Genomic DNA, 23,537 nt, shown 5'->3' with positions numbered 1-23,537 from the left:
ATGTCTGTACTAATGAAGTTATCTGTGATGTTACATAACGCGGTGTTATCCGCGGTAAGCCAGCCATACGGCGGGAAGGAAAAACAACATGGGAATTAAAAATCGTTTAAAAATCATGTCGTTTTTACAGTATTTCATTTGGGGAAGCTGGCTGGTAACGCTGGGTTCCTACATGATTAATACGCTTCATTTTAACGGTGCATCAGTTGGCGTGGTGTATAGCACTAAGGGTTTGGCAGCGGTACTGATGCCAAGCCTGATTGGTATTATTGCTGACAAGTGGATGAGGGCTAACCGGGTTTATACCTTATGTCATCTGGCGTGTGCGGTCGCGTTATTCTATGCCGCCAGTATCAACGAACCTGGCCTGATGTTTTGGGTGATGTTGATTAATGCCATGACATTTATGCCAACGATTGCGTTATCCAATACCATCTCTTATTACTGTCTGGAAAAGGCCGGATTGGATACGGTGAGTAATTTCCCTCCAATTCGGGTGTTTGGCACCATTGGTTTTATTGTCGCCATGTGGACCATTAGCCTGTTGGGCCTTGAGTTGAGTAATATGCAGCTGTATATCGCTTCAGGGGCATCACTACTGCTGGCGGCCTATTCATTAACTTTACCTTCCATTCCAACGGCGAATAAAAAGCAAAATCAGACCTGGGTTAGTATGCTGGGACTGGATGCCTTTGTACTGTTCAAAAAGCCAAGAATGGCGGTGTTCTTTCTGTTTGCCATGCTGTTAGGGGCGGTATTGCAGATTACCAATACTTTCGGTAGTCCATTCCTGCACGATTTTGCACTGAATCCAGAGTTTAAAGACAGTTTTGTGGTGAAGTATCCTTCCATTTTGCTGTCGGTTTCGCAAATGTCAGAAGTGCTGTTTATTCTGGCTATTCCGTTCTTTCTTAAACGTTTTGGTATTAAAACCGTCATGTTGCTAAGCATGGTGGCCTGGTGTCTGCGCTTTGGATTGTTTGCCTATGGCGATCCCTCCCCAGTGGGCTTTGTTCTGCTGATGATGTCAATGATCGTTTATGGCTGCGCCTTTGATTTCTTCAATATTTCCGGTTCGGTGTTTGTTGAACAGGAAGTCAGCTCAGATATTCGGGCCAGTGCTCAGGGGCTGTTTATGACCATGATCAACGGCGTAGGTGCCTATGTCGGGGCTATCCTGAGTGGTAAAGCCGTGGATTACTTCTCTGTTGATGGTGTTAAAGACTGGCACACCATCTGGTTAGTATTTGCAGCCTATGCGGTTTTGCTGGCAGTCGTTTTCTTCTTTACCTTCCAGTACAAGCATCAACCAGAAAAACTGGCTCAAACCAGTATCGCTCACTAAATACTGAAAACAGGGCCCGTTTCGACGGGCCAATATTCTCAGTTGTTCAATTTTTCAGGCCTGAGCATGACGGTCGGGCAATAGCAGTGTGTAAATGGAGTAGTCAATGAAAGAGATTCTATTATCTTCCGGAGTGGGTTTTGCCGTAGGTGCCCTGTGTACATTTCTTCGGGTTCCTATTCCGGCACCTAACGTCCTGCCGGGAGTGTTGACCATTGTCTTCATGTATATTGGTTATCTGGCTATCAAATGGCTAATGCAATAAGAAATAAAGGAACAAGCAACATGCAAAATTTAAAAACTATTGCCCGACAGGCACTGAATCTGATGGACCTCACCTCATTGAACGATAATGACACCACTGAGGTTATCAATAAACTTTGTCAAAATGCCAAAACGGCTCATGGCCATCCGGCAGCCGTTTGTGTTTATCCGGCTTTTATTGCCGATGCGCGTCGTGCTTTAAGCGAGCAGGGGATATCTAAAGTACAGATAGCTACCGTCACTAATTTTCCGACCGGAGCGGCGGATGTGGCATTAGCCGAGGGAGAAACTAAGGCTGCTATTGCAGCCGGTGCTGATGAAGTTGACGTGGTATTTCCGTGGCGTGCGTTACAGACTGGTGATACTCAAATCGGTTACGATCTGGTTGCTGCCTGTAAAGCAGCCTGCGGTGATAAATTACTGAAAGTGATCATTGAGAGTGGCGAGTTAAAAACGCCAGAATTGATTCGTCAGGCATCCCTCATTGCTATTGATGCCGGAGCTGATTTTATTAAAACCTCAACCGGTAAAGTATCGATTAATGCCACGCCAGAGGCGGCAGAAATCATGCTTGGCGTGATTGCTGAAAAAGGCGGTCGCTGTGGGTTTAAAGCCGCCGGAGGCGTTCGTTCAGCAGAAGAAGCACAAGTTTATCTGGCTATTGCTGCCCGTTTATTGGGAGAGGCATGGATAACGCCCGCGCATTTTCGCTTTGGCGCTTCCAGTCTGTTGGCGAGTTTATTGGCTACGCTGGATGATAAACAATCTGCTATCTCTCAAAATGGCTATTGATGTTTAATTTGTCATGATGAGGTTCTGACTGGCGGTAACATAAACTAACTATAATAAATACCCAGGACAGGAGTCGGTGTGGATTCAATTGAACGCGTTTATCGTACTGACCTGAAGCTATTGCGCTATTTTTTAGCGGTAGCGGAAGAACTTCATTTTGGCAAAGCGGCGGTGCGCCTGAATATGTCGCAGCCGCCGCTCAGTATTCATATAAAGGAGCTGGAAGCCCAGTTGGGAACCATGCTGTTTATTCGTCATTCCCGCAGCGTTGCCTTGACCCATGCGGGAAAGGTATTGATGGAAGAGACGCGTAATCTGCTGGCGGCAACCAATCAGGCATTGGCCAGAGTGGAGCAAATAGGTAGGGGAGAAAGAGGGCGAATAGAATTAGGTATTGTTGGTACTGCGCTGTGGGGACGATTAAGACCGATTTTGCATAATTTTATTAAAGCCAATCCTACCGTTGATATTATCTTTCGTGAAAAATCCCCCGGTATACAGATGGCCATGCTGGAGCGCCACGAAATCGATGCCGGTATCTGGCGTATGGTTTCTATACCCCCTCAAGGGTTAACCAGCCTGCGATTACAAGAAGCGTCTTTTTTGGTGGCCTTACCGAGTGAACATCGTCTGGCCAGATACAACTCTATTCCTTTGCATGAGTTAAGAAATGAAGCGTTTGTAACGCTACCTGCGGTGCATTCGGATTGGTCCTTTTTACAAAAAATATGTAATAACGCAGGTTTCTCTCCCTATATTGTCCGTGAGGCGGTCGAACCACAAACGGTGCTGGCATTAATTAGTATGGGATTAGGCGTTACAATGATCGCGGACAGTTATGCCCAGATGAACTGGCCGGGGGTGATTTTTCGGCCACTGGAAGAGCGAATTCCTGCCGATTTGTATGTGGTTTATGATGAGTCACAAATTACGCCGACAACCCTAAGGCTGATCGATGAGCTAAAGGTCGTTTCAGCGTAAAATGCCTTATTATCGGGTGCCAATTTAAACGCTCTGAATTGGCACCTGAATTGACGGGCTAAAGCGTATGATGACGGTTTAGCACAGCGTAGCAATAATGACGCTTTCTGCGCTAAAAGTTGCCCATAGCACTTGTCCTGTCGCAACAGACAGCGCCTTTGCCTGCTGATTGGAAATGGTAGAGCAGAGGGTCTCTCCTCCATCTAACTGTAGTAATACTTCGCAGCGGCGATCGCTGGTGTTCACTGATGTGACTGTACTACGCAGGCAGTTATCACTGACGGCAGGGGGTTGCTGGTGTAAATCGATCAGTGGCGCTTTGATCAGCGCTAATACTTCTTTTCCCTGACTAAGCTGCAGACGTTTTATGCTTTGTTGAGTCAGGGAGGCATGAATCTCGGTTTTGCCATCGTTCATTAACAGAGTAATGCAGTCCGGCTGATTGGTTGGTTGCTGGTCGAGAATGGTGCCGAAAAACTGATTACGGGCGCTGGTTTGTAACGAAAAGCGGGCGATGGCGGCTAGCAGACTGTCCAGCGGCATGGAGTCATCCTGTAATACATCGAACGCTTTTTGCTGTATTTTTTCCAGCAGGTCATACAGTTGAAGCAGACGTTTACCGTAAGGGGTCAAATGGGCTCCGCCACCACCTTTACCGCCGGTAGCACGCTCTACTAACAGATTATCAGTCAACTTATTCATCTCATTGACTGCATCCCAGGCGCTTTTATAACTGATTTCAGCCAGCTTGGCACCCTGACTGATTGAACCGGTATGTTCAATTTGTTTGAGCAAAGCGATACGGCGAGGGTCAGCGAACAGATGGCCTTGTAATTTCAGGGTAAGTAAGATTTCAGCATTCATCGCGTATAGGGTCCGTTTAGTAAAGGCATAAGGTATTGTCCTTCATTTTTCTCATTCTGCCAAATTACCAGGCAGCACAGATAGATGAAAATTATCAGCAGATAGCTGATAAACTCTGTGTTATATTGATTAATACCGCTGGTAATAAAACCATTGCGAACATGCGTCAGCATGGATAGTTAAATGAGGAACTTATGTTTGAATTATTAAAAAGCCTGGTATTTGCCGCCTGTATGGTTCCCGTGGTGATGGCAATTATTTTGGGATTAATTTACGGTCTGGGTGAAGTGTTTAACTTTATCTCAAAACTGGGCCCAAGCAAAACCCGCAATAGCTGATCCCTGTTGGGATTAGTGCAAATCTGAATATTATATGACACCGGCCTGCGATAAATGCAGGCCGGTGTTTTTTGTATCCGCGATACCTCTTTTCGGTAGTTCTTTCATAAATCAAACATCAGTCGATGACAAGCAAATAAGAAAACGTTATATTTTCCATTATATATCGAAGGGCAATATTGCCTGATAATATTGACAATAAAATAACGAGGCTGAAATGAAGAACAAACTGAAACTTACTCTGGTTGGATTGTTAGCTGCTACTTTGCTACAAACCGCATCAGCGGCAGAAAAAATTACCGTATTTGCTGCTGCATCGTTGACTAACGCACTGGAAGAAATCGCAACAGATTATAAGAAAAAGAGCGGTGTAGAGGTGACTTCCTCGTTTGCTTCTTCTTCAACGCTGGCTCGTCAAATCGAACAGGGTGCTCCGGCAGATATGTTCATCTCTGCTGACCAGCAGTGGATGGATTACGTGGTTGAAAAGAAATTGATGGAGGATAAAACTCGCGTAACGTTGCTGGGTAACGATCTGGTTCTGGTTGCTCCACTTGATAGCCAGTTGAAACACGTTAATGTCAACAAAGTCACCGACTGGTCATCTTTACTGAAAGATGGACGTCTGGCGGTAGGCGATCCTGACCACGTTCCGGCCGGTATCTATACCAAACAAGCATTAACCTTCCTTGGCGTTTGGGATCAACTGTCACCAAAGATGGCTCGTGCAAACAACGTGCGTGCAGCATTAGCGCTGGTTGAGCGCGCAGAAGCACCGTTGGGTATTGTTTATGGTTCTGATGCCGTTGCCAGTAAAAAAGTAAAAATGGTTGGTATTTTCCCTGACGACAGTCACTTACCGGTAGAGTATCCTATGGCTGCGGTAAAAGACCATTCAACTCCAGCGGTGCAAGAGTTTGCTAAATACCTGACGACACCGGAAGCTTCAGCAGTATTTGAAAAATATGGGTTCAGTCCACGTACTAAATGATGTTATCTCAATATGAGTTAGAAGCCCTGCTACTTAGCCTTAAAGTGGCTGGAGTGGCAGTGGCCTTCAGTTTACCTGTCGGTATTTTTGTTGCCTGGATTCTGGCTCGTTGCCAGTTTCCGGGCAAAGCATTACTGGACAGCATTATTCATCTCCCACTGGTGTTACCACCCGTTGTTATTGGCTATTTACTGCTAATTGGCTTTGGTCGCAGAGGCATTATTGGTGAATGGCTATATCAGTGGTTTGGTTTTAGCTTTACCTTTAGCTGGCGTGGAGCGGCTTTTGCTTCTGCCGTTATTGCCTTTCCCCTTATGGTCAGGGCAATCCGCCTGGCGCTTGAAGCGGTTGATACCAAACTGGAGCAGGCTGCCAGAACGTTGGGCGCCGGTTTCTGGCGAGTATTGTTTACCGTAACCTTACCTCTGGCTTTTCCCGGTCTGTTGGCTGGGGTGGTGCTAGCCTTTGCCCGTTCGCTGGGGGAGTTTGGCGCTACTATTACTTTCGTCTCTAATATCCCTGGTGAAACCCGAACCATCCCTCTGGCGATGTATACCTTGATTGAAACGCCTGGCGCTGAAGGGGATGCTGCTCGCTTGTGTATTATTGCGATTTTGCTGTCGTTAATATCGTTGCTGATGTCTGAATGGCTGGCGCGCTGGAGTCAACGGAGACTGAAAGGCTGATGTTAAAGCTCAATTTCAAACAGCGTCTGGGTGCTCTGGAGATGGATATCTCGGTTGAGGTTCCCGGAGATGGCATTACGGCAATTTTTGGTCTGTCTGGCGCAGGGAAAACCTCACTAATTAATGCTGTCAGTGGATTAACGCGTCCGGACAGCGGTGCAATTATTTTAAACGATAGAGTGTTGGTGGATTGTTCCCGCGGAATTTATCTGCCGCCAGCAAAGCGCCGTATTGGTTATGTGTTTCAGGATGCACGTCTGTTTCCTCATTACAGCACCAAAGGCAATCTACAGTACGGTATGCAACCACAAATGCAACACCAGTTTGATGATATTGTTGAACTATTAGGTATTGGTCATTTGCTTAAACGTTTTCCTGTCACCTTATCCGGCGGTGAAAAACAGCGGGTAGCCATCGGTCGCGCTCTATTAACCGCGCCTGAGTTGCTGTTGATGGATGAGCCTTTAGCCTCGCTGGATGTCCCTCGTAAACGCGAACTGATCCCTTATCTGGAACGTCTGGCTAAAGATGTGAATATTCCTATTCTGTATGTGACTCACAGTATGGAGGAGATTCTACGTCTGGCGGAACAGGTCATCGTGCTGGACAGCGGCAAAGTGCGGGCCTCCGGGGAACTGGAGAGCGTATGGGCCAGTGATGCAATGACGCCATGGCTACAGCAGGATGAGCAGAGCAGCGTGCTGAATGTGACTTTGTTGGAACAACATGATAAGTATTCGATGAGTGCATTGGCGTTAGGCGAACAGTGCCTGTGGGTTAATCGGGTGGATGTACCACAGGGGCAAAGATTGCGTATTCGCATTAATGCTGCAGATGTCTCTTTAGCATTAACTAAACCGCAGGATAGCAGTATTCGTAACGTACTGGCTGCTGAGGTGACAGAAATTTATGCTTCGGACGATCGTATTGATGTGAAACTGTCGGTAGGTCAACACGCCATTTGGGCGAGGATTACGCCCTGGGCTCGGGATGAGTTACAGATCGAAGTGGGGCAGTCGCTGTTTGCGTTGGTTAAGGCGGTGTCGATTAGTCGTGAGGCGTGGTGATGAGGCAATTTTTAATAGGTCTAATCTAATAAATCATCGCCTGTGCACATTCCGACCGTAAAAATAAGGTGCTTAAATGGGCTGAGAGTACGGTCGGCAGACAATTTGTACTTAGCTACAGAGTGCTCCGGGCCTGGTCTGCCTACGGGCCGTTACAAAACACCTTAGGTGTTTTGCCCTTCGGGCCAGCGCTAGCGCTGTTCAAACAGGCTTTGCCTGTTTGTCGTTGGCTTACGCCAAGTCGACCCCCACGGCAGCCCCTCCCGGCGATTGACTATTTTTAAGCATACATGTTAAGCCGCCAGATATTGTCATCGATTAATAATGCCTCCAATTGGGAGGCATTTTCATGATGCATTCTTCTATTTACTGCTGCAAAACACGCTCGCGGATGATATTCGCGATGGTAGGGGTGTCATTTTCTCCGGCTACCAGATTGGCGTGCATTTTTACTTCGTCGCTGCTGTTGCCCATTGCGACGCCTAATCCTGCCTGAGATAGCATGCTGACGTCGTTCAGGTTATCGCCGAATGCAATGACGTTGTTCATGCTGATTCCCTGAGATTCAACCCACTCACGTAATCTGTTGCCTTTGCTGTTTCCTTGTTGAGCCAAATCTATCTGGTTATGCCATGAACGTTCACAGGCCAGTCCCAGCTCTTTTTCTACCAGCTTACTGAAGTGATTAAGCGCATCTTCGTCATCGCTGGAGGTAGCAAACTTCCATACGTTATTGGCCTGATCGATAGCGGTTTCGAATTTATCCACATGGAGCATATTAGGGCGCTGGTTCTCCGGCAGGCGGGCGGCCCAGGCATACCAGCGGTCGATGCTGTCATCTTTCTGCTCAAAGGTCATGGCGTTATCAATATACATCAGGCTTTGAATTGGATGATTACGTAATAGTTGAGCGACGCGGGTTGCCTGTGATTTGGTTAGCGGCGTTCCGGAGAGTACCTGCTGCTTTTGGTAGTGATAGGTATAAGTACCGTTACAGCAAATTGCGGGAGTATCCAGTTGCAGAGCCTGATAGAAAGGATGGATAGCGACATGATGGCGTCCGGTAACGATAACCACTTTAACGCCTTGTTGACGCGCAAGGGCCAGAGTATCGAGAGATTCCTGCAAAATCTGCTTTTGTGAGTTGAGTAAAGTACCGTCGAGGTCGAGAGCAATAATCTGATATTTCATGGTGGCTATATTGTCTGCTGTTAACGTGATAGGAGGGAGCGGAAAGCTCAATTCGAGCATAAAACCAGCATATTATCAAAGTTTATTGCCGACTCTTTTTGTTGATGCGGTGTAACATTTCCGTAACCATACCTGGGTACTATAACCGGTGGCGAATTTACTTAGTGGCTCAGAACATAGCTCGATCGTAACTTTTAGAGGAATAAGACGAAAGTTTAGGGTAAATAACAGAGATCTTTATTCTGAGAAGAAAGAAGGATGTAGCAAGTGAAATCTGCACTCAAAAGTGCGGCTGTAAAATTTTTTTTCAATTATTTTTAAGAATAAATCGCTGGTAAACAGGATAAAAAAATTTTCAGAAGGAATGTTTTTAACTGAGTTTCTAAAAAAGACACCGGACGCAATGCAGCAGTATTAGTAGGAAAATTTTACTTATCCACCATTCCTGTGGATAACCTTGTGTATTACCGTTAGAAAAATCATCTCATCCCAGCCCTGATGCGGCTTTTCCAGTTTTTGTTTGCATTCTCGATGCCAGTTAAAAAATGTTTTTTATCATTAAGTTAGCTAAAATCAAGAGGCCAATATTGGACATCAAATGCTTCAGTGGATATGACTGAAAAAATGCGTTGATTTGAGAAATGTCAACACGTTCTTGGGGATAAATTACATTTCTATAACTTGACTATTAGCCCTTATCGATATACCCGGTCTATTGGAGCAATAGTTGTTTTAAAATTAAACAGTTATTCAAATGAGGTTTTTTACTGGTTTAATATACAGTATAATGGAAGTGGTAAAAAACTGTCCAGCTCCACATAATAGAAATTGCGATCTTTATCGAACTTTATTTTCAGATAGCTAATCTTTTAATTCAGGTAGCGTGAATCATGAGTAAAACATTCAAATTAAATTCTGCTTTTCAACCCGCAGGCGATCAACCCGAGGCTATCAGGCGGTTGGCTGAAGGGTTAGAAGATGGATTAGCTCACCAAACGCTACTTGGGGTAACCGGCTCCGGTAAAACCTTTACCATTGCTAACGTGATTGCTCAGTTGGAAAGGCCCACCATGATTCTGGCGCCGAATAAGACGCTGGCGGCTCAGCTATATGGCGAGATGAAAGCCTTCTTTCCTGAGAATGCAGTGGAGTATTTCGTCTCTTACTATGACTATTACCAGCCGGAAGCTTACGTTCCCAGCTCAGATACTTTCATTGAGAAAGACGCATCGATTAACGAACATATTGAACAGATGCGGCTGTCGGCGACTAAAGCTTTGTTGGAAAGACGTGACGTGGTGCTGGTGGCTTCGGTTTCCGCTATCTATGGTTTGGGCGATCCGGATGCCTATCTGAAAATGATGTTGCATCTGACGCGCGGCATGATTATCGATCAACGTTCGATTCTGCAACGTCTGGCCGAATTACAATACACCCGTAACGATCAGGTATTTCAGCGCAGTACTTTCAGGGTGCGTGGTGAAGTGATTGATATCTTCCCGGCGGAATCAGACGAATATGCCCTGCGTATTGAACTGTTTGATGATGAAGTGGAGCGCCTGTCGGTTTTTGACCCGCTAACCGGACAGGTTCAGCAAGTGGTTCCCCGTTTCACTATCTATCCTAAAACTCACTATGTCACCCCGCGGGAACGCATACTGGAAGCTATTGAGGGCATCAAAGTTGAACTGGCGGATCGCCGTCGGGTATTGCTGGCAAATGACAAACTGGTTGAAGAACAGCGACTCAGTCAACGAACTCAATTTGATATAGAGATGATGAATGAACTGGGTTATTGCTCTGGCATTGAAAACTATTCGCGTTATTTATCAGGGAGAGGAGAAGGGGCTCCGCCTCCAACGCTGTTTGATTATTTACCGGCGGATGGTTTGCTGGTCATTGACGAATCACACGTAACGGTGCCTCAGCTAGGCGGTATGTATCGCGGTGACCGGGCGCGTAAAGAGACGCTGGTGGAATACGGTTTCCGTTTACCTTCAGCGTTGGACAACCGTCCATTGCGATTTGAAGAATTTGAACAATTGGCTCCGCAGACTATCTATGTGTCCGCTACCCCAGGAAATTACGAACTGGAGAAATCCGGCGGTGAAGTTATCGATCAGGTCGTGCGTCCTACGGGGTTGTTGGATCCGCTGATTGAAGTTCGTCCTGTGGCTACTCAGGTGGATGACTTATTGTCTGAGATTCGTATTCGGGTGGAGAAGAACGAACGGGTACTGGTCACTACCTTAACCAAACGGATGGCCGAGGATTTAACCGAATATCTGGAAGAGCATGGAGAGCGTGTACGTTATTTGCACTCGGATATTGATACTGTTGAGCGAGTCGAGATCATCCGCGATCTGCGTTTAGGTGAGTTTGATGTACTGGTAGGGATCAACTTGCTGCGGGAAGGGCTGGATATGCCTGAGGTTTCATTAGTGGCGATTCTGGATGCGGATAAAGAAGGGTTTCTGCGTTCTGAACGTTCACTAATACAGACCATTGGTCGTGCGGCACGTAATCTAAACGGCAAAGCGATTCTCTACGGCGATAGAGTCACTAACTCGATGGCTAAGGCTATTGATGAAACAGAACGTCGCAGAGCGCGGCAAATAGCTTATAACGAGGCTAACGGAATTGTTCCGCAAGGATTGAATAAATCGATTGAGGATATTCTGGAACTGGGTCAGGGACTGGGTACGCTGAAACATGCCAAGGGCCGTGGTAAGAAGAAAGCGGCAGAGCCAGAGGCAGATTACACTGCACTGACACCACAGGCATTGGATAAAAAGATCCGCGAGTTGGAAGGCAAAATGTATCAGCATGCGCAGAATCTTGAATTTGAAGATGCCGCTCAGTTACGGGATCAGTTACAAAAATTGCGAGAGCAGTTTATCGCCATATCGTAATTGTTGAGTATTATTGAAAATCGGCTTAGAGGCTGTTTCGATGGTATGATTACGCCGTTGAACAATAAAGCTTATATAACCGATTCAGGAGAAAAAATGTCGTTTCCAATTTTTAAATATCATCCTGATCCGCTTGAGACCGGCAGTGTTATTCAATCTGAGGCTGAATGTATTTGCTGTGGTCAGGCTCGGGGCTATATTTATACGGGCCCTGCTTATGCCGTTGAAGACTATGAAGAATGCCTGTGTCCCTGGTGCATCAGTGATGGTTCCGCACACGAGAAATTAGAGGTGAGCTTCACCGATGAGAGTGGAATTGGTGGCTATGGTGATTGGGATGATGTACCTGATGAGGTTGTAGAAGAGGTGGCATTTCGTACTCCTGGTTTCTCCGGCTGGCAACAGGAACAGTGGTGGACTCACTGTGGCGATGCGGCTCAGTTTATTGGGCGGGTTGGTCAAAAAGAGTTAACAGCGTTTGGCCCTCAAGCGATTGTTGCAATTCAAGACTCAACCGGATTGTCAGATGGCCCTGAATGGGATCGTTTTTTTTCAGCGTTAGACAAAGATGGTTCGCCCACGGCATATCTATTTCGATGTACTAAATGTGGTGAGTTAGGCGGTTATCAAGACTGTGACTGATGTTTTCGACGTGAATAAGCGGTAGTTGTATTCGAATATATCAGAAGCGCAATAAATACGATTCCCGACTTAGTTTGATTATCTATAAAGGCGGCCTGTTGGCCGCCTTTATCTATTGCGCTATCTAAAATGCCGGAATCCGCCAACCCGGCCCTGGAATCCATGAGACAGATTTCCGCGATCGAACTGGTGCATATTCTCCATGCGATTTCCTCCACCCTGAAATTGTCCGCCACCTAGACGACTGCCATCAAAGTTTTGATTACGATTCTGAAGGCGATCTTGTCGGTTTTGTTGGATGCTATCCCGGTTAATATCAGTAGAAGAGGAGAAGCTGCGATCTTCTGTGCGTTGATTCGCGCGGGTACGGGCCAGTTGGTCGCGATCTACACCGGCATTAGACGGTGGTGTGACCTGTTTAAGCTGACCGTTTGACTGAACCTGCTGCCAACCTTGCCCCTTATCATAGCGATAAACATGACCGTCTTTGCCGGCGTAGAAGCCATTATCGGTATTGACATGTCCACCGTGGGTAATTTGACCGGTGCTGGCATCATAATGCACATAGCCTGAACCATGAGCATTACCGGCTATGCCCTGGCTATTAAATGCACGGGCGGAAGTTGCACCCTGATCGGTGCGGGTGGCAACGTGAGCGCTGTCAGTTACGCGACCTGTACGTGCATTGACACTGGTTCTGTTGTTAGCAGCAATGGCGTTTCCGGTATCTGGATTGGCAATAGCTGCGCCATGAGAAGCCACGGCTCTGCCAGTTTGTGGGTTATAGCGAACGTTACCTGCCACCCCTGATTTTATTCCGGTGTAGTCATTGGTATTACGCGCAGCATAACCGTAGCCATGAGTGCCGGTGGCCTGATTGTAGAAGCTGCCTCTGGCTCCCGTGCCGTAGTTTCCTGTCCATGGATTAGACCAGTCGGTACGAACACCCTGAGCAACCGTATTTCCCCAGCGACCATATACATTACTGATGGCGACAGAAGGGCCATTATACCATGGTGTTGGCCCATCCCAGTCGTACCATGGGCCCCATGATGGGCCATACCAGGCGGAAGCCCATGCCCACCCGGCAATAAAGCCAACGGACCAGCCAACGTAAGGATCATAACCAAAAGCAGCGTTGTAACCATAAGTGGCAGGGCAACCATACCAAACGTTACCAACCCAGGCATTGCAAGGATAACCGGTACCATAGACCACTACATTATTACTGACCACTGTTCCGTAATAACCCGGGGTATAACCGACATACACTACGCTGGTGGTATGTCCATATACATGAACATAAGTAACATAGTGAACCGGTGATGAAGCCGGGATGGTATAGATTATTGCCGGAACCGACAGTGCCACTGCCCAAGGCCCGCTTGATGAAGCTGCGGTAAACCAAATACCATTCTGTACGGCGTAGAACTGATTAGAACTCACCTCAATAACTGGCAGAGCGCTATTAACGGCATAGTGAAGAGTCGTGCCATCAATTGACTTAAACTGTGCTTTACCTCCGTCATAGCTGACGTTGAGTTTTGCCTGCTGAATATTGATGCTGGCGGTTTGTGGGATTGAGTTAGCAATCAGCGATTCTTTCGCTTCAGGGGTTCCCGGAATTGAAGCCAGCACCGCACTTTTTGCACTCAATGATGGTATTTTGGCGAAATCTACCGGTAACTTTTCACCGGGAACATAGCTCCAGGGGCCTTTAGTGGAGTCCGATGTAAACCAACGACCGGACAGTAAAATATACCAGGCATTATTGGTTGCTGAATCAACAAACACATCACCGCTGGTATTGGTTACATACATCAATGCGGTATTTTCAATCGGAGCGAATTGTGGATCGCCATCAACCGTAATTAACTCTGTTGGTGTGGTTGCGGTATAGATAGCAGGGTATTTCCCTTCGGCTAATGATTTTTTCATCACATCGCAGGGTTTATCCATCACGTCCACTGCTTTAGCTTTAACCGCTTCCTGCATTACTTGTATAAAACCATCGGGAATAGTGGTCAGCGGCTGCCAGTTGCCATCCAGTTTAGCGGCTGACATCCAGTGACTGGCAAAATAGAGATACCAGCGGCTGTCCTTTTCCAGCAGTAATGAACGCGTATTTATCACCCGGTTGATACTTTCAATGGAGGTAGGTTTAGTCACCGGTTCACCGTCAATCAGCACTAACAGTGCAGGCGTGAGAGAGAAAATAATTTGAGGTGGTTTATTATCTACTGCGATGCCAACCTGCTGGTTTTCAGCCTGATTGATTGCCAGTGAGGCTTCTATCTGATCCAGATTAACCATCAGGTTTTTCTGCGGTAGTGCTTTTTTTACTAATGCCAGATAGTCGTTTTGTTTATCCGATGCAGTTGGGAAGCTGACTTTATCAATGCTGATATCATGCAGCTGTGCGGTTCGGGCTGCAGTATTGGTATCAATCAGCGCTGAAAACCAGACCACGCCATAATCCAGCTGTGCTCTTTTCTTACCACTTTTATCAGTGACAGAACCCTTACTCACTGAGATTGCCAGACGCCCTTTCAGAGTATTTCCTTCCAGGCTATCTAATTGCGGTTGATAGAAAGTGACAGGTATTTTGTCGATGGTATAGCTATGTGGCCAGGGGGCTGTTTGTGCACTGGTGTTTTGATCCAATGCAGGCGTTGTTTTTGCTGCCTGAACCGGTATGGCGGCAAAAAGGGACAGGCCAAGCAGTAAAGCAGTTAAGCGGTAAGAACGTGAGAGAAACATAATTGTGCCTCATAGAAAAGCTAACAAGCGTTGTAGTTAACTGCGTGATTCGTAAGCGTATTCAGCATATAGCGTCACAGGATACTTTACTAGTTCCATAACGTTATATTTACTCTGTTAATTATTTAAGCTTTAGGCATAAAGTGACCTTGGGACATCAGCTTGTTATACTCAGGCTCCATCGTCAGCACAGGTCGTTAATTTTATTATGCAACATCAATCGAAAGATCCTCTCCACGGTATAACCCTCGAACGCCTGCTGACGACGCTGGTGGATAAATTCGGTTGGGAAGCATTGGCTCGAGAAGTCAATATCAACTGTTTTAAAAACGATCCCAGTATTAAATCTAGTCTGAAATTCTTACGCCGTACCCCATGGGCACGTAAACAGGTGGAAGATCTGTATGTTCATCACCAGTTGAGTCATCAGGTGAGTAAAGGGGATGAGGCGGAAAGTCCTTGGGGGAAGTGGGAGAAGTGGGAGAAGTAACGGTTTTTACCTATGCCCATAAAATCAGCAACTCTTCCCGATACACAATTAACCAATCCGGTGATTACACAAATCCCTCAATAAGTTAAACGTATGATTCACCGGTGGTTTAACCTGCTAATTTATATCGTTTCCGGGGTGATGTGGCGATCTACTGTTATACTTATTTAATTCACCTGACAGGAATGTCAACGTCGGTGTATCAGGATTGATAGCAGACAATTAAGTCTAAAGGGAGAATCAAGATGAAATCAGCATTTATCAAAACACTGGGTGTCGCTTGCATTGTATTAAGCATGGCAGGCTGCGCATCGAATATCTCTTCAAGTACATACAATGATAAGCAAGTTGGACAGGCTAGCCGCACTTATGCAGGGGTAATTGTCAGCTCAAGAGTGGTTGATGTGGAAGGTAACAGCAGCATTGGCGGGCTGGTTGGTTCGGCTGCTGGTGGTGTGGCAGGTTCTGCTATTGGCGGTGGTTTCCGGGCTAATGCTCTGGGGGCAATCGGCGGTGCTTTACTGGGCGGAATGTTGGGCTCATCCGTTGAAAGCAGCGCTTCTAAGCAACAGGCGATCGAGTATGTGATTCAAACCGAAAGCAACGGCATGATTACCGTCGCTCAGGGTATGGATCAACCGCTGTCCAACGGCCAAAAAGTACTGGTAATTGAAGGTAAACCAACCCGCGTCGTGGCGGATACCCGTACTCAGAAATAGTTGAATCATTGGAATAAAAAAGCGCGAGAGTTGAAACATCCTCGCGCTTTTTTATATTGTTCTATCGGCCGAATTTTTGCAGTGCCGCTTCCAGCGCTTTATGCAACATTTCACGATCGTGACGATAAGGGATATCTTCCGCTTCCAGAGGCTGTTGAACGATCACTTTATCTGTAATGCCTTCCGGACTGGTATGCGGGCCAATAATAATACCATCAATTTTTCGGCCACCGATGGCTTGTTCGATGATATCCATTTTATCTTTCAGACGAAGTGCCGCTGCGGCTGGGCTTAGCTCTTTAGCCAGATTACCAATATAGATGATCTTAGCTTTACTGCGGTGCAGCGCCTGAGCGATTTCAGTGAGTAGCAATGGTGGCAGCAGGCTGGTCATAAAACTTCCGGGACCAATCAGGATGAGTTCTGCTTCATCAATGGCTTCGATGGCTTCACGGGTTGCCGGCACATGAGGTTCTAACAACAGTTGTTCCGGCATCTGTTTCAGGCTGTCGACATTTACCTCGCCGTAGACCACATTACCTTCCACATCTACTGCCGCCAGATCTACAGGATGCTCCGACATAGGGATCAGATAAGCGCGTACTTTTAACAAATTACGAATCAGGTTTATCGCTTCTAAAGGACGGACACTGAGGTTATCCAGCGCTTTAAGCATCAGGTTACCCAGATTATGTCCTGCCAGTTCACCGTTGCCACTAAAGCGATACTCAAACATGGTGGAGGCTACGCTGGGTTCAGTAATGAGCTGATTCAGGCAGTTACGGGTATCGCCCCAGGCAATTCCGCCTTCTGATTTGCGGATGCGCCCTGTTGAACCACCATTATCCGTAGTGGTCACAATGCCAGTAAGACGAGAACCTAAAGGGGAGAGTGCTGACATTACCCGGCCTAAACCGTGTCCTCCGCCAAGCGCCACCACATGTTCCAGATCGCTTAAAGTGCGATTACGCATAACATTCCTTTTTGTGAAGCTTATTTTTGCGGCATAAGTTAACCGATTTTGAAACAAAAGGCGAAATCTGCGTGATTTTGCATGACATGGGTCAACATTGACTTATATCAAGCTACGTTATTGGGTTTTTCAGTAAGGTGCTTGCAAATGAAATGAAGAATAAACGCTATATAATTAATTACATAACGATTTATAATTCTGGCAGTAAGCGAAATTACGCATTAGTATCTATATATTGCTCTGTTAATCACTCAGTTGTTAGTCATCAACCGATTTAGAGCATACAATGAAATGAAACTCTGAGCTGCTTCGACCTAAGTCAGTCAATGATATGGTGCTGCAGCCGTGGCTTAACGTCACCAGGGTGTATGGTAGAAATGCCTGCGCCTCCCGATATTGGAAAGGTGTTTTATGGTATCGCAATTGACCGATGCTTTTGATCGCAAATTTTATTATTTGCGTTTATCTATTACCGATGTTTGCAACTTCCGTTGTAACTACTGTTTGCCTGATGGTTATAAACCAAATTCAAACAAGCGGTTCCTTACTCTTGACGAAATTAAACGCGTTGGGCGTGGCTTTGCCGAGCTCGGAACGGAGAAAGTCCGTCTGACCGGTGGTGAGCCCACTCTGCGTCGTGATTTCGTTGATATCGTCGCAGCGATTCGTGAAAACTCAGCCATTAAAACATTGGCGGTAACCACTAACGGTTATCGGATGGCGCGAGACATTCAGAGCTGGAAAGATGCCGGATTAACGTCGGTGAACGTCAGCGTAGATAGTCTGGATGCCCGACAGTTTCACGCCATTACCGGCCAGGATAAGTTCCGTCAGGTGATGGAAGGCATCGATGCCGGTTTTGCCGCCGGATTCAAAAAAATCAAAGTCAATACTGTGCTGATGCGTGATGTTAACGATCGCAGTCTGGCGACTTTTCTTGACTGGATTAAACACCGCCCAATTCAACTGCGTTTTATTGAATTGATGGAAACCGGAGAGGGAACCGATCTGTTCCGTAAACACCATGTTTCCGGTGAAGTGATCCGCCAGCAACTGCTGGAAAGAGGTTGGCAACAGGCGGTTCGTAGCCGTAGCGATGGCCCGGCACAAGTATTTAGTCATCCCGATTATCAGGGCGAAATTGGCCTGATCATGCCTTATGAAAAAGATTTCTGTCTGAGCTGTAACCGCCTGCGGGTTTCTGCGGTAGGTAATTTACATCTCTGCCTGTTTGGTGAGCACGGTATTTCACTGCGTGACCTGCTGGAAGAGGATAGTCAGCTCGAAGCGTTAAAAGATCGCATTCAGGAAAAACTTCAAACTAAAAAGCAGACGCACTTCCTGCATCAGGGTAATAGCGGCATTACGCAAAACCTGTCATTTATTGGCGGTTGATAATCCGCAGCGACGGGTTATCAACAGACATTATGATTTAAGGAGCCTACATGGGACATGCAGCCAGCGAATTTATTCCGGTATCCATTGCGGTATTAACCGTTTCTGATTCCCGTGGGGAAGCAGAGGATACATCTGGCCATTATCTGGTGGAAGCGGCCAAACAGGTCGGCCATCAGGTGGTTGATAAACGTATTATTAAAGATAACATCTATCAAATTCGTGCGGTAATCTCTGGCTGGATAGCGGATGAAACCGTGCAGGTAGTAGTGATTACCGGCGGTACCGGCTTTACTGCCAGAGACAATACCCCAGAAGCCATTTCACCGCTGTTTGATCGCGAAGTTGAAGGCTTTGGTGAACTGTTTCGCATGATGTCTTATGAAGACATCGGTACTTCCACCATTCAGTCGCGCGCGTTGGCCGGTATTGCTAATCAAACTATTATTTTTGCGGTTCCCGGTTCAACCAATGCCTGCAAAATGGCGTGGGAGCGCATCATTGTTGAACAGTTGGATGCCCGCCATCGACCGTGTAATTTTTTACCTCACTTGAGCAAAAAACAGAGATAAATCACGACATGTCACAGTTAACCCATATTAACGCTTCTGGTGAAGCACACATGGTGGATGTTTCCGCAAAAAGTGAAACGGTCAGAGAGGCAAGGGCCGAAGCATTTGTCGAGATGAAGGCTGAAACGCTGGCGATGATTATGCAGGGTAGCCATCACAAAGGTGATGTATTTGCCACCGCACGTATCGCCGGTATTCAGGCAGCAAAACGTACCTGGGAGCTGATCCCGCTTTGCCACCCGTTGTTACTCAGTAAGGTCGAAGTTTCGCTAGAGGCATTGCCGGAAAGCAATCGGGTACGCATTGAGTCATGCTGTCGTCTTACGGGAAAAACCGGAGTTGAAATGGAGGCACTGACCGCCGCCTCAGTCGCAGCCCTGACGATTTATGACATGTGTAAAGCGGTCCAGAAAGACATGGTTATTGGTCCGGTAAGACTGTTGGCGAAAAGCGGCGGCAAGTCCGGTGACTTTTTGGCCGAAGGCGGGGCAGTAACAAAGGAAGATAAAGCATCATGATTAAGGTGATATTTTTTGCTCAGGTCAGAGAGCTGGTGGGAACCGAGCAGTTAGAGCTGGCGGCGGAATACCCAACGGTAGAGGCCTTGCGTCAGGCACTGTGTACCCGCGGCAACAAATGGCCGCTGGCGCTGGAGCCGGGAAAACTGCTGATGGCGGTTAATCAGACTTTAGTGACAGTCGATCATCCCATTGTTGATGGCGATGAGGTAGCATTTTTCCCACCGGTTACCGGAGGGTGATGAAATGCCTGATATGAATAATACTCGCATTACTGTCAGCCCGGCTACCTTTCAGGTTGGCGATGAGTACCAGTGGTTGTCCCAGTGCAATGATGATGGGGCAGTGGTGACTTTTACCGGTAAAGTACGCAATCATAATTTAGGCGATAGCGTCAGCGCACTCACTCTGGAGCACTATCCGGGCATGACGGAAAAGTCTCTGGCTGAGATTATTGAACAAGCCCGCCAGCGATGGCCTTTACAGCGGGTTAGTCTGATTCATCGTATTGGCGAACTGTTTCCCGGTGATGAAATTGTTTTCGTTGGTGTAACCAGCGCCCACCGCAGTTCTGCGTTTGAAGCAGCGGAATTCATCATGGATTATTTGAAAACTAAAGCACCATTCTGGAAGCGGGAAGCGACTCAGGAAGGGGATCGTTGGGTTGAGTCCCGCGACAGTGATAAGCAAGCCGCTGAACGCTGGTAATTAATCCACGATATTTATCACGCCCAAAAAAGATTAGGGGAGTGGCTTGAGACGCAAATGGCGTTTGATACCAAACTATCCCCTAATTCTCATCACATTTCCTGCTAAAAATGATATAATTTTCCGGTTGTATAAGCCTGTCTGAAGTTCAGGGCAGGCTTTGTTTTTTCAGTTCTGAAGAGGTTTTGATGGCACGTATAGCAATGGTGTATCACAGTGGATATGGACATACGGCAAAAGTTGCCGAAGCAGTAGCAAAAGGATTAACGGAAATCAGTGGCACACAGGTTGATATATTGCCCATCGATGCAGAAGGAAATTTGCCAGAACAGGCATGGGTTATTCTTTCAATTGCCGATGGCATCATCTTTGGTAGCCCAACCTATATGAGCGGGCCTTCCTGGCAGTTTAAGAAGTTTGCTGATGCGTCTTCTAAGCCCTGGTCTGCATTGTTATGGAAAGACAAGCTGTTTGCCGGGTTTACCAACTCCGCCAGCATGAACGGTGACAAGCTTAGTACCCTGGACTATATGTTTCATCTTTCTCAACAGCACGGTGGTATTTGGGTCGGCATGGGTATGCTGCCATCCAATACCAAAGCGGCAACCCGTCAGGATGTTAACTATATTGCCGGTGTTTCCGGACTGATGACGGTTTCTCCGGCGGATGCTTCAGTAGAAGAAGCGCCGTTGTCTGGTGAACTGGAAACCGCTCGTCTGTTTGGTCAGCGTATCGCTCAGTTAGCGCAGCGCTGGTCGAGAGTGTAAATCAGGTTCAGATGTCTGGTGAAAGAAGGCATTTCCATCTATCTTTACCAGACATTACGAAATTATTTTTGCCATCAGGTGTCATAATATGTGATAACCTTGGGTATATTTAGTTGTTTTCACCCCTGTATTTTTGACTTAGAGATAAGAAGGACAAAATTAATGGATCCACGTCACAACGGTACTATCGTAGAACATGCCAATACCGGTATTCAGGCGTTTATGGCTCAGGTCTACGGATGGATGACCTGCGGTCTGTTATTGACTGCATTTACTGCCTGGTTTGTTACCGGAACTGCGCTTCAGTCGTTCATTTTCTCCAGTAATATCACCTTTTTTGGTTTGATTATTGTACAACTGGGCGTGGTGTTTTTCCTGTCCGGTATGCTTAATCGCATTAGCGGCTCTTTAGCCACAACACTGTTTATGCTCTATTCGGTTCTGACCGGATTAACCTTATCCAGTATCTTTATTGCTTATACCAGCAGCTCAATTGCCAGTACTTTCTTTGTTACTGCCGGTACCTTTGGTGCCATGAGCGTATACGGATATACCACTAAGCGTGACTTAAGCAAGTTAGGCAGCATGATGATCATGGGCCTGATTGGTATTCTTCTGGCTTCAGTGGTAAATATTTTCCTTAAGAGCCCGGCGTTGACTTGGGCAATCACCTATATTGGTGTGATTGTGTTCGTTGGCTTAACTGCCTATGACACACAAAAACTGAAAGCAATTGGTGAGCAAGTGTCTATTGATGACAGAGAAGGCTACCGTAAGTCTTCTATTATGGGTGCTTTGACGCTCTATTTAGACTTCATCAACCTGTTCTTAATGCTGCTGCGTATTTTAGGCGACCGTCGCTAATATTATCAGCAAGGCTATATTGAATAAGGGCGCGATTTCGCGCCCTTATTGTTTTTAAAACGTCGATAATAAATCGTTAATTAGCCAAATCCTGAATAGTTACACTAACTGATGGAAGTTCTGTTATACTGACCGTATCCGGCGTACTTCGGTCTACGCCATATACCTCGCGGTAATGCCTCAACGTCATACCTCGTAATAATAATCTCGTCAGGACCGTAGCAAACGACTATTCCTCTAAGGAATGTTTGCCGGGCGAGTCTGGAGCTTTTCCTTATATGTCTTTTAATTCACTCGGCTTAAGTGCCGATATTTTGCGCGCGGTTGAAGAACAGGGTTATCGCGATCCTACACCTATTCAACAGCAGGCGATTCCTGTTGTTTTATCGGGCCGTGACTTAATGGCCTGTGCGCAAACGGGTACCGGTAAAACCGCTGGTTTTACTCTCCCGTTATTACAGCGCTTAACGGCAAGCGGTGAAGCAGCCCGCGGCCGTCGCCCGGTTCGGGCACTGATTCTGACGCCAACCCGTGAGCTGGCTGCTCAGGTTGGTGAAAATGTGCGTGACTATAGCCGCCATTTAAATATTCGTTCGCTGGTGGTTTTCGGTGGAGTTAGCATTAATCCACAGATGATGAAGCTGCGCGGCGGTGTCGATGTGCTGGTGGCAACACCGGGGCGTTTGCTGGATCTGGAACATCAGAATGCCGTTGATTTATCTAAAGTAGAAATTCTGGTGCTGGATGAAGCTGACCGCATGCTGGATATGGGCTTTATTCACGATATTCGTCGTGTTTTAGCTAAGCTGCCAGCCAAGCGTCAAAACTTACTGTTTTCCGCCACGTTCTCTGATGAGATTAAAGGTTTGGCGTCTAAATTGCTGCACAATCCAGCTTCTGTCGAAGTGGCAAAACGCAATACGCCATCTGAACTGGTGGATCAGAAAGTCCATTTTGTTGATAAAAAACGTAAACGTGAACTGCTGTCACAAATGATTGGTGAAGGTCAGTGGCAACAGGTGCTGGTGTTTACCCGTACTAAACACGGCGCTAACCATCTGGCAGAACAACTGAATAAAGATGGCATTACCGCTTCAGCGATTCATGGTAATAAGAGTCAGGGTGCCCGTACTCGTGCGCTGGATGAGTTTAAAAACGGTAAAATCCGCGTTCTGGTTGCTACCGATATCGCTGCCCGCGGTCTGGATATCGATCATCTTCCTCATGTGGTTAACTATGAACTGCCAAACGTACCGGAAGATTATGTTCACCGCATTGGCCGTACCGGTCGTGCAGAATGTACCGGAGAAGCGGTCTCTTTGGTTTGCGTTGATGAACATAAACTTCTGCGTGATATTGAGCGCTTATTGAAGTTTGAAATCGCACGTATTGCTTTACCGGGATATGAGCCGGACCCAACCATTAAAGCCGAACCGATTATCAATGGCCGTCAGGGCAGAGGTCCGGGACAAGGGCAGGGTGGACGTCCAAATTCAGGGCGTGCTCGTCCGGCTGCTGGTCAAAATGCGGGTCGTAGTGATAATAGTCCGTGGGGCAATAAGTCTGAGGGACGGGGTGACAATAAACCGCGTAGCCAGAAGCCTCGTTCGGATAAACCCGCTCAGCAAAGACGCGCTTCATTCGCTGGCGCGCGTCGTTCGGAATCAGCGGGTAGTTAAATAGCGTTGTGAATGCGTT

The 23,537-nt window shown here is 46.8% G+C and carries 24 protein-coding genes and 1 riboswitch; of the genes, 20 read left to right on the top strand and 4 right to left on the bottom strand.

Annotated features, from left to right (window positions below):
* Window positions 1–88 precede the first annotated feature (88 nt).
* The 4 genes from EKN56_RS10265 to EKN56_RS10250 all read left to right on the top strand — a co-directional run bounded on the left by EKN56_RS10265 (window position 89) and on the right by EKN56_RS10250 (window position 3,382).
* Window positions 89–1,345 (top strand): nucleoside permease, encoded by a 1,257-nt coding sequence (locus EKN56_RS10265; protein ID WP_130591697.1) that lies wholly within the window; start codon window positions 89–91, stop codon window positions 1,343–1,345.
* A gap of 106 nt (window positions 1,346–1,451) precedes the next feature.
* Window positions 1,452–1,610, top strand: a complete 159-nt coding sequence (locus EKN56_RS10260) for a XapX domain-containing protein (protein ID WP_130591696.1) — start codon at window positions 1,452–1,454, stop codon at window positions 1,608–1,610.
* 20 nt (window positions 1,611–1,630) lie between these two features.
* A complete protein-coding gene (gene deoC, locus EKN56_RS10255; protein WP_130591695.1) occupies window positions 1,631–2,401 on the top strand; it encodes a deoxyribose-phosphate aldolase in 771 nt (256 codons plus the stop codon).
* Window positions 2,402–2,488: 87 nt separating this feature from the next.
* Complete coding sequence (locus tag EKN56_RS10250) at window positions 2,489–3,382, top strand: LysR family transcriptional regulator (protein WP_130593666.1); 894 nt, start codon at window positions 2,489–2,491, stop codon at window positions 3,380–3,382.
* Between the two features lie 78 nt (window positions 3,383–3,460).
* On the opposite strand, the gene modE is transcribed toward EKN56_RS10250, so the two are convergent.
* Window positions 3,461–4,246, bottom strand: coding sequence for a molybdenum-dependent transcriptional regulator (gene modE, locus EKN56_RS10245; protein ID WP_130591693.1), 786 nt, complete (start codon window positions 4,244–4,246; stop codon window positions 3,461–3,463).
* A 194-nt stretch (window positions 4,247–4,440) separates the two neighbouring features.
* Between modE and EKN56_RS10240 the strand changes: the two genes are divergently transcribed.
* The 4 genes from EKN56_RS10240 to modC all read left to right on the top strand — a co-directional run bounded on the left by EKN56_RS10240 (window position 4,441) and on the right by modC (window position 7,328).
* Window positions 4,441–4,584 carry an AcrZ family multidrug efflux pump-associated protein gene (locus tag EKN56_RS10240; RefSeq protein ID WP_130591691.1) on the top strand — a complete coding sequence of 48 codons (144 nt, stop codon included), beginning with the start codon at window positions 4,441–4,443 and terminating at the stop codon, window positions 4,582–4,584.
* Between the two features lie 217 nt (window positions 4,585–4,801).
* Window positions 4,802–5,575, top strand: a complete 774-nt coding sequence (gene modA / locus EKN56_RS10235; protein ID WP_130591689.1) for a molybdate ABC transporter substrate-binding protein — start codon at window positions 4,802–4,804, stop codon at window positions 5,573–5,575.
* Window positions 5,572–6,261 carry a molybdate ABC transporter permease subunit gene (gene modB / locus EKN56_RS10230; protein WP_130591688.1) on the top strand — a complete coding sequence of 230 codons (690 nt, stop codon included), beginning with the start codon at window positions 5,572–5,574 and terminating at the stop codon, window positions 6,259–6,261. The genes modA and modB overlap by 4 nt, the downstream gene beginning before the upstream one ends.
* Complete coding sequence (modC, locus tag EKN56_RS10225; protein WP_130591687.1) at window positions 6,261–7,328, top strand: molybdenum ABC transporter ATP-binding protein ModC; 1,068 nt, start codon at window positions 6,261–6,263, stop codon at window positions 7,326–7,328. Before modB ends, modC begins: the two co-directional genes overlap by 1 nt.
* A gap of 366 nt (window positions 7,329–7,694) precedes the next feature.
* Here the strand turns inward: modC and EKN56_RS10220 are convergent, their stop codons facing one another.
* Window positions 7,695–8,519, bottom strand: coding sequence for a pyridoxal phosphatase (locus EKN56_RS10220; protein ID WP_130591686.1), 825 nt, complete (start codon window positions 8,517–8,519; stop codon window positions 7,695–7,697).
* An 890-nt stretch (window positions 8,520–9,409) separates the two neighbouring features.
* Here EKN56_RS10220 and uvrB point away from each other — a divergent pair.
* A complete protein-coding gene (gene uvrB / locus EKN56_RS10215) occupies window positions 9,410–11,431 on the top strand; it encodes an excinuclease ABC subunit UvrB (RefSeq protein ID WP_130591685.1) in 2,022 nt (673 codons plus the stop codon).
* 96 nt (window positions 11,432–11,527) lie between these two features.
* A complete protein-coding gene (locus EKN56_RS10210) occupies window positions 11,528–12,073 on the top strand; it encodes a CbrC family protein (RefSeq protein WP_130591683.1) in 546 nt (181 codons plus the stop codon).
* Between the two features lie 120 nt (window positions 12,074–12,193).
* On the opposite strand, the gene EKN56_RS10205 is transcribed toward EKN56_RS10210, so the two are convergent.
* On the bottom strand, window positions 12,194–14,833 hold the full coding sequence (locus EKN56_RS10205; RefSeq protein WP_130591682.1) for a hypothetical protein: 2,640 nt from the start codon (window positions 14,831–14,833) through the stop codon (window positions 12,194–12,196).
* 208 nt (window positions 14,834–15,041) lie between these two features.
* Here EKN56_RS10205 and EKN56_RS10200 point away from each other — a divergent pair, with 208 nt between their 5' ends.
* A complete protein-coding gene (locus tag EKN56_RS10200) occupies window positions 15,042–15,323 on the top strand; it encodes a VF530 family protein (RefSeq protein ID WP_130591681.1) in 282 nt (93 codons plus the stop codon).
* A gap of 245 nt (window positions 15,324–15,568) precedes the next feature.
* A complete protein-coding gene (locus tag EKN56_RS10195) occupies window positions 15,569–16,042 on the top strand; it encodes an outer membrane lipoprotein (RefSeq protein WP_130591680.1) in 474 nt (157 codons plus the stop codon).
* Between the two features lie 61 nt (window positions 16,043–16,103).
* Here the strand turns inward: EKN56_RS10195 and yvcK are convergent, their stop codons facing one another.
* Entirely contained in the window at window positions 16,104–17,015 is a 912-nt protein-coding gene (yvcK, locus tag EKN56_RS10190; protein WP_130591679.1) for a uridine diphosphate-N-acetylglucosamine-binding protein YvcK, read from the bottom strand.
* A gap of 285 nt (window positions 17,016–17,300) precedes the next feature.
* A riboswitch (molybdenum cofactor riboswitch) is annotated at window positions 17,301–17,438 on the top strand.
* Between yvcK and moaA the strand changes: the two genes are divergently transcribed.
* From moaA to rhlE, 8 genes are all read left to right on the top strand, one after another.
* Window positions 17,427–18,410: a GTP 3',8-cyclase MoaA gene (gene moaA, locus EKN56_RS10185; RefSeq protein WP_130591678.1), complete on the top strand. Its 984-nt coding sequence runs from the start codon at window positions 17,427–17,429 to the stop codon at window positions 18,408–18,410. (Overlaps the previous riboswitch by 12 nt.)
* A gap of 50 nt (window positions 18,411–18,460) precedes the next feature.
* Entirely contained in the window at window positions 18,461–18,982 is a 522-nt protein-coding gene (gene moaB, locus EKN56_RS10180; RefSeq protein WP_130591677.1) for a molybdenum cofactor biosynthesis protein B, read from the top strand.
* A gap of 8 nt (window positions 18,983–18,990) precedes the next feature.
* Entirely contained in the window at window positions 18,991–19,500 is a 510-nt protein-coding gene (moaC, locus tag EKN56_RS10175; protein WP_130591676.1) for a cyclic pyranopterin monophosphate synthase MoaC, read from the top strand.
* Entirely contained in the window at window positions 19,497–19,742 is a 246-nt protein-coding gene (gene moaD, locus EKN56_RS10170; protein WP_130591675.1) for a molybdopterin synthase sulfur carrier subunit, read from the top strand. The genes moaC and moaD overlap by 4 nt, the downstream gene beginning before the upstream one ends.
* 13 nt (window positions 19,743–19,755) lie before the next feature.
* Window positions 19,756–20,208 carry a molybdopterin synthase catalytic subunit MoaE gene (gene moaE / locus EKN56_RS10165; protein WP_130593665.1) on the top strand — a complete coding sequence of 151 codons (453 nt, stop codon included), beginning with the start codon at window positions 19,756–19,758 and terminating at the stop codon, window positions 20,206–20,208.
* A gap of 188 nt (window positions 20,209–20,396) precedes the next feature.
* On the top strand, window positions 20,397–20,975 hold the full coding sequence (locus EKN56_RS10160; RefSeq protein WP_130591674.1) for a flavodoxin family protein: 579 nt from the start codon (window positions 20,397–20,399) through the stop codon (window positions 20,973–20,975).
* Window positions 20,976–21,137: 162 nt separating this feature from the next.
* On the top strand, window positions 21,138–21,839 hold the full coding sequence (locus EKN56_RS10155) for a Bax inhibitor-1/YccA family protein (RefSeq protein WP_130591673.1): 702 nt from the start codon (window positions 21,138–21,140) through the stop codon (window positions 21,837–21,839).
* Window positions 21,840–22,117: 278 nt separating this feature from the next.
* Complete coding sequence (gene rhlE / locus EKN56_RS10150; RefSeq protein WP_130591672.1) at window positions 22,118–23,518, top strand: ATP-dependent RNA helicase RhlE; 1,401 nt, start codon at window positions 22,118–22,120, stop codon at window positions 23,516–23,518.
* Window positions 23,519–23,537 lie beyond the last annotated feature (19 nt).

Origin of the sequence: Limnobaculum zhutongyuii, from assembly GCF_004295645.1 — a bacterium.
Lineage (GTDB): Bacteria > Pseudomonadota > Gammaproteobacteria > Enterobacterales > Enterobacteriaceae > Limnobaculum > Limnobaculum zhutongyuii.
This window is presented reverse-complemented; position numbering and strand designations above follow the sequence as displayed.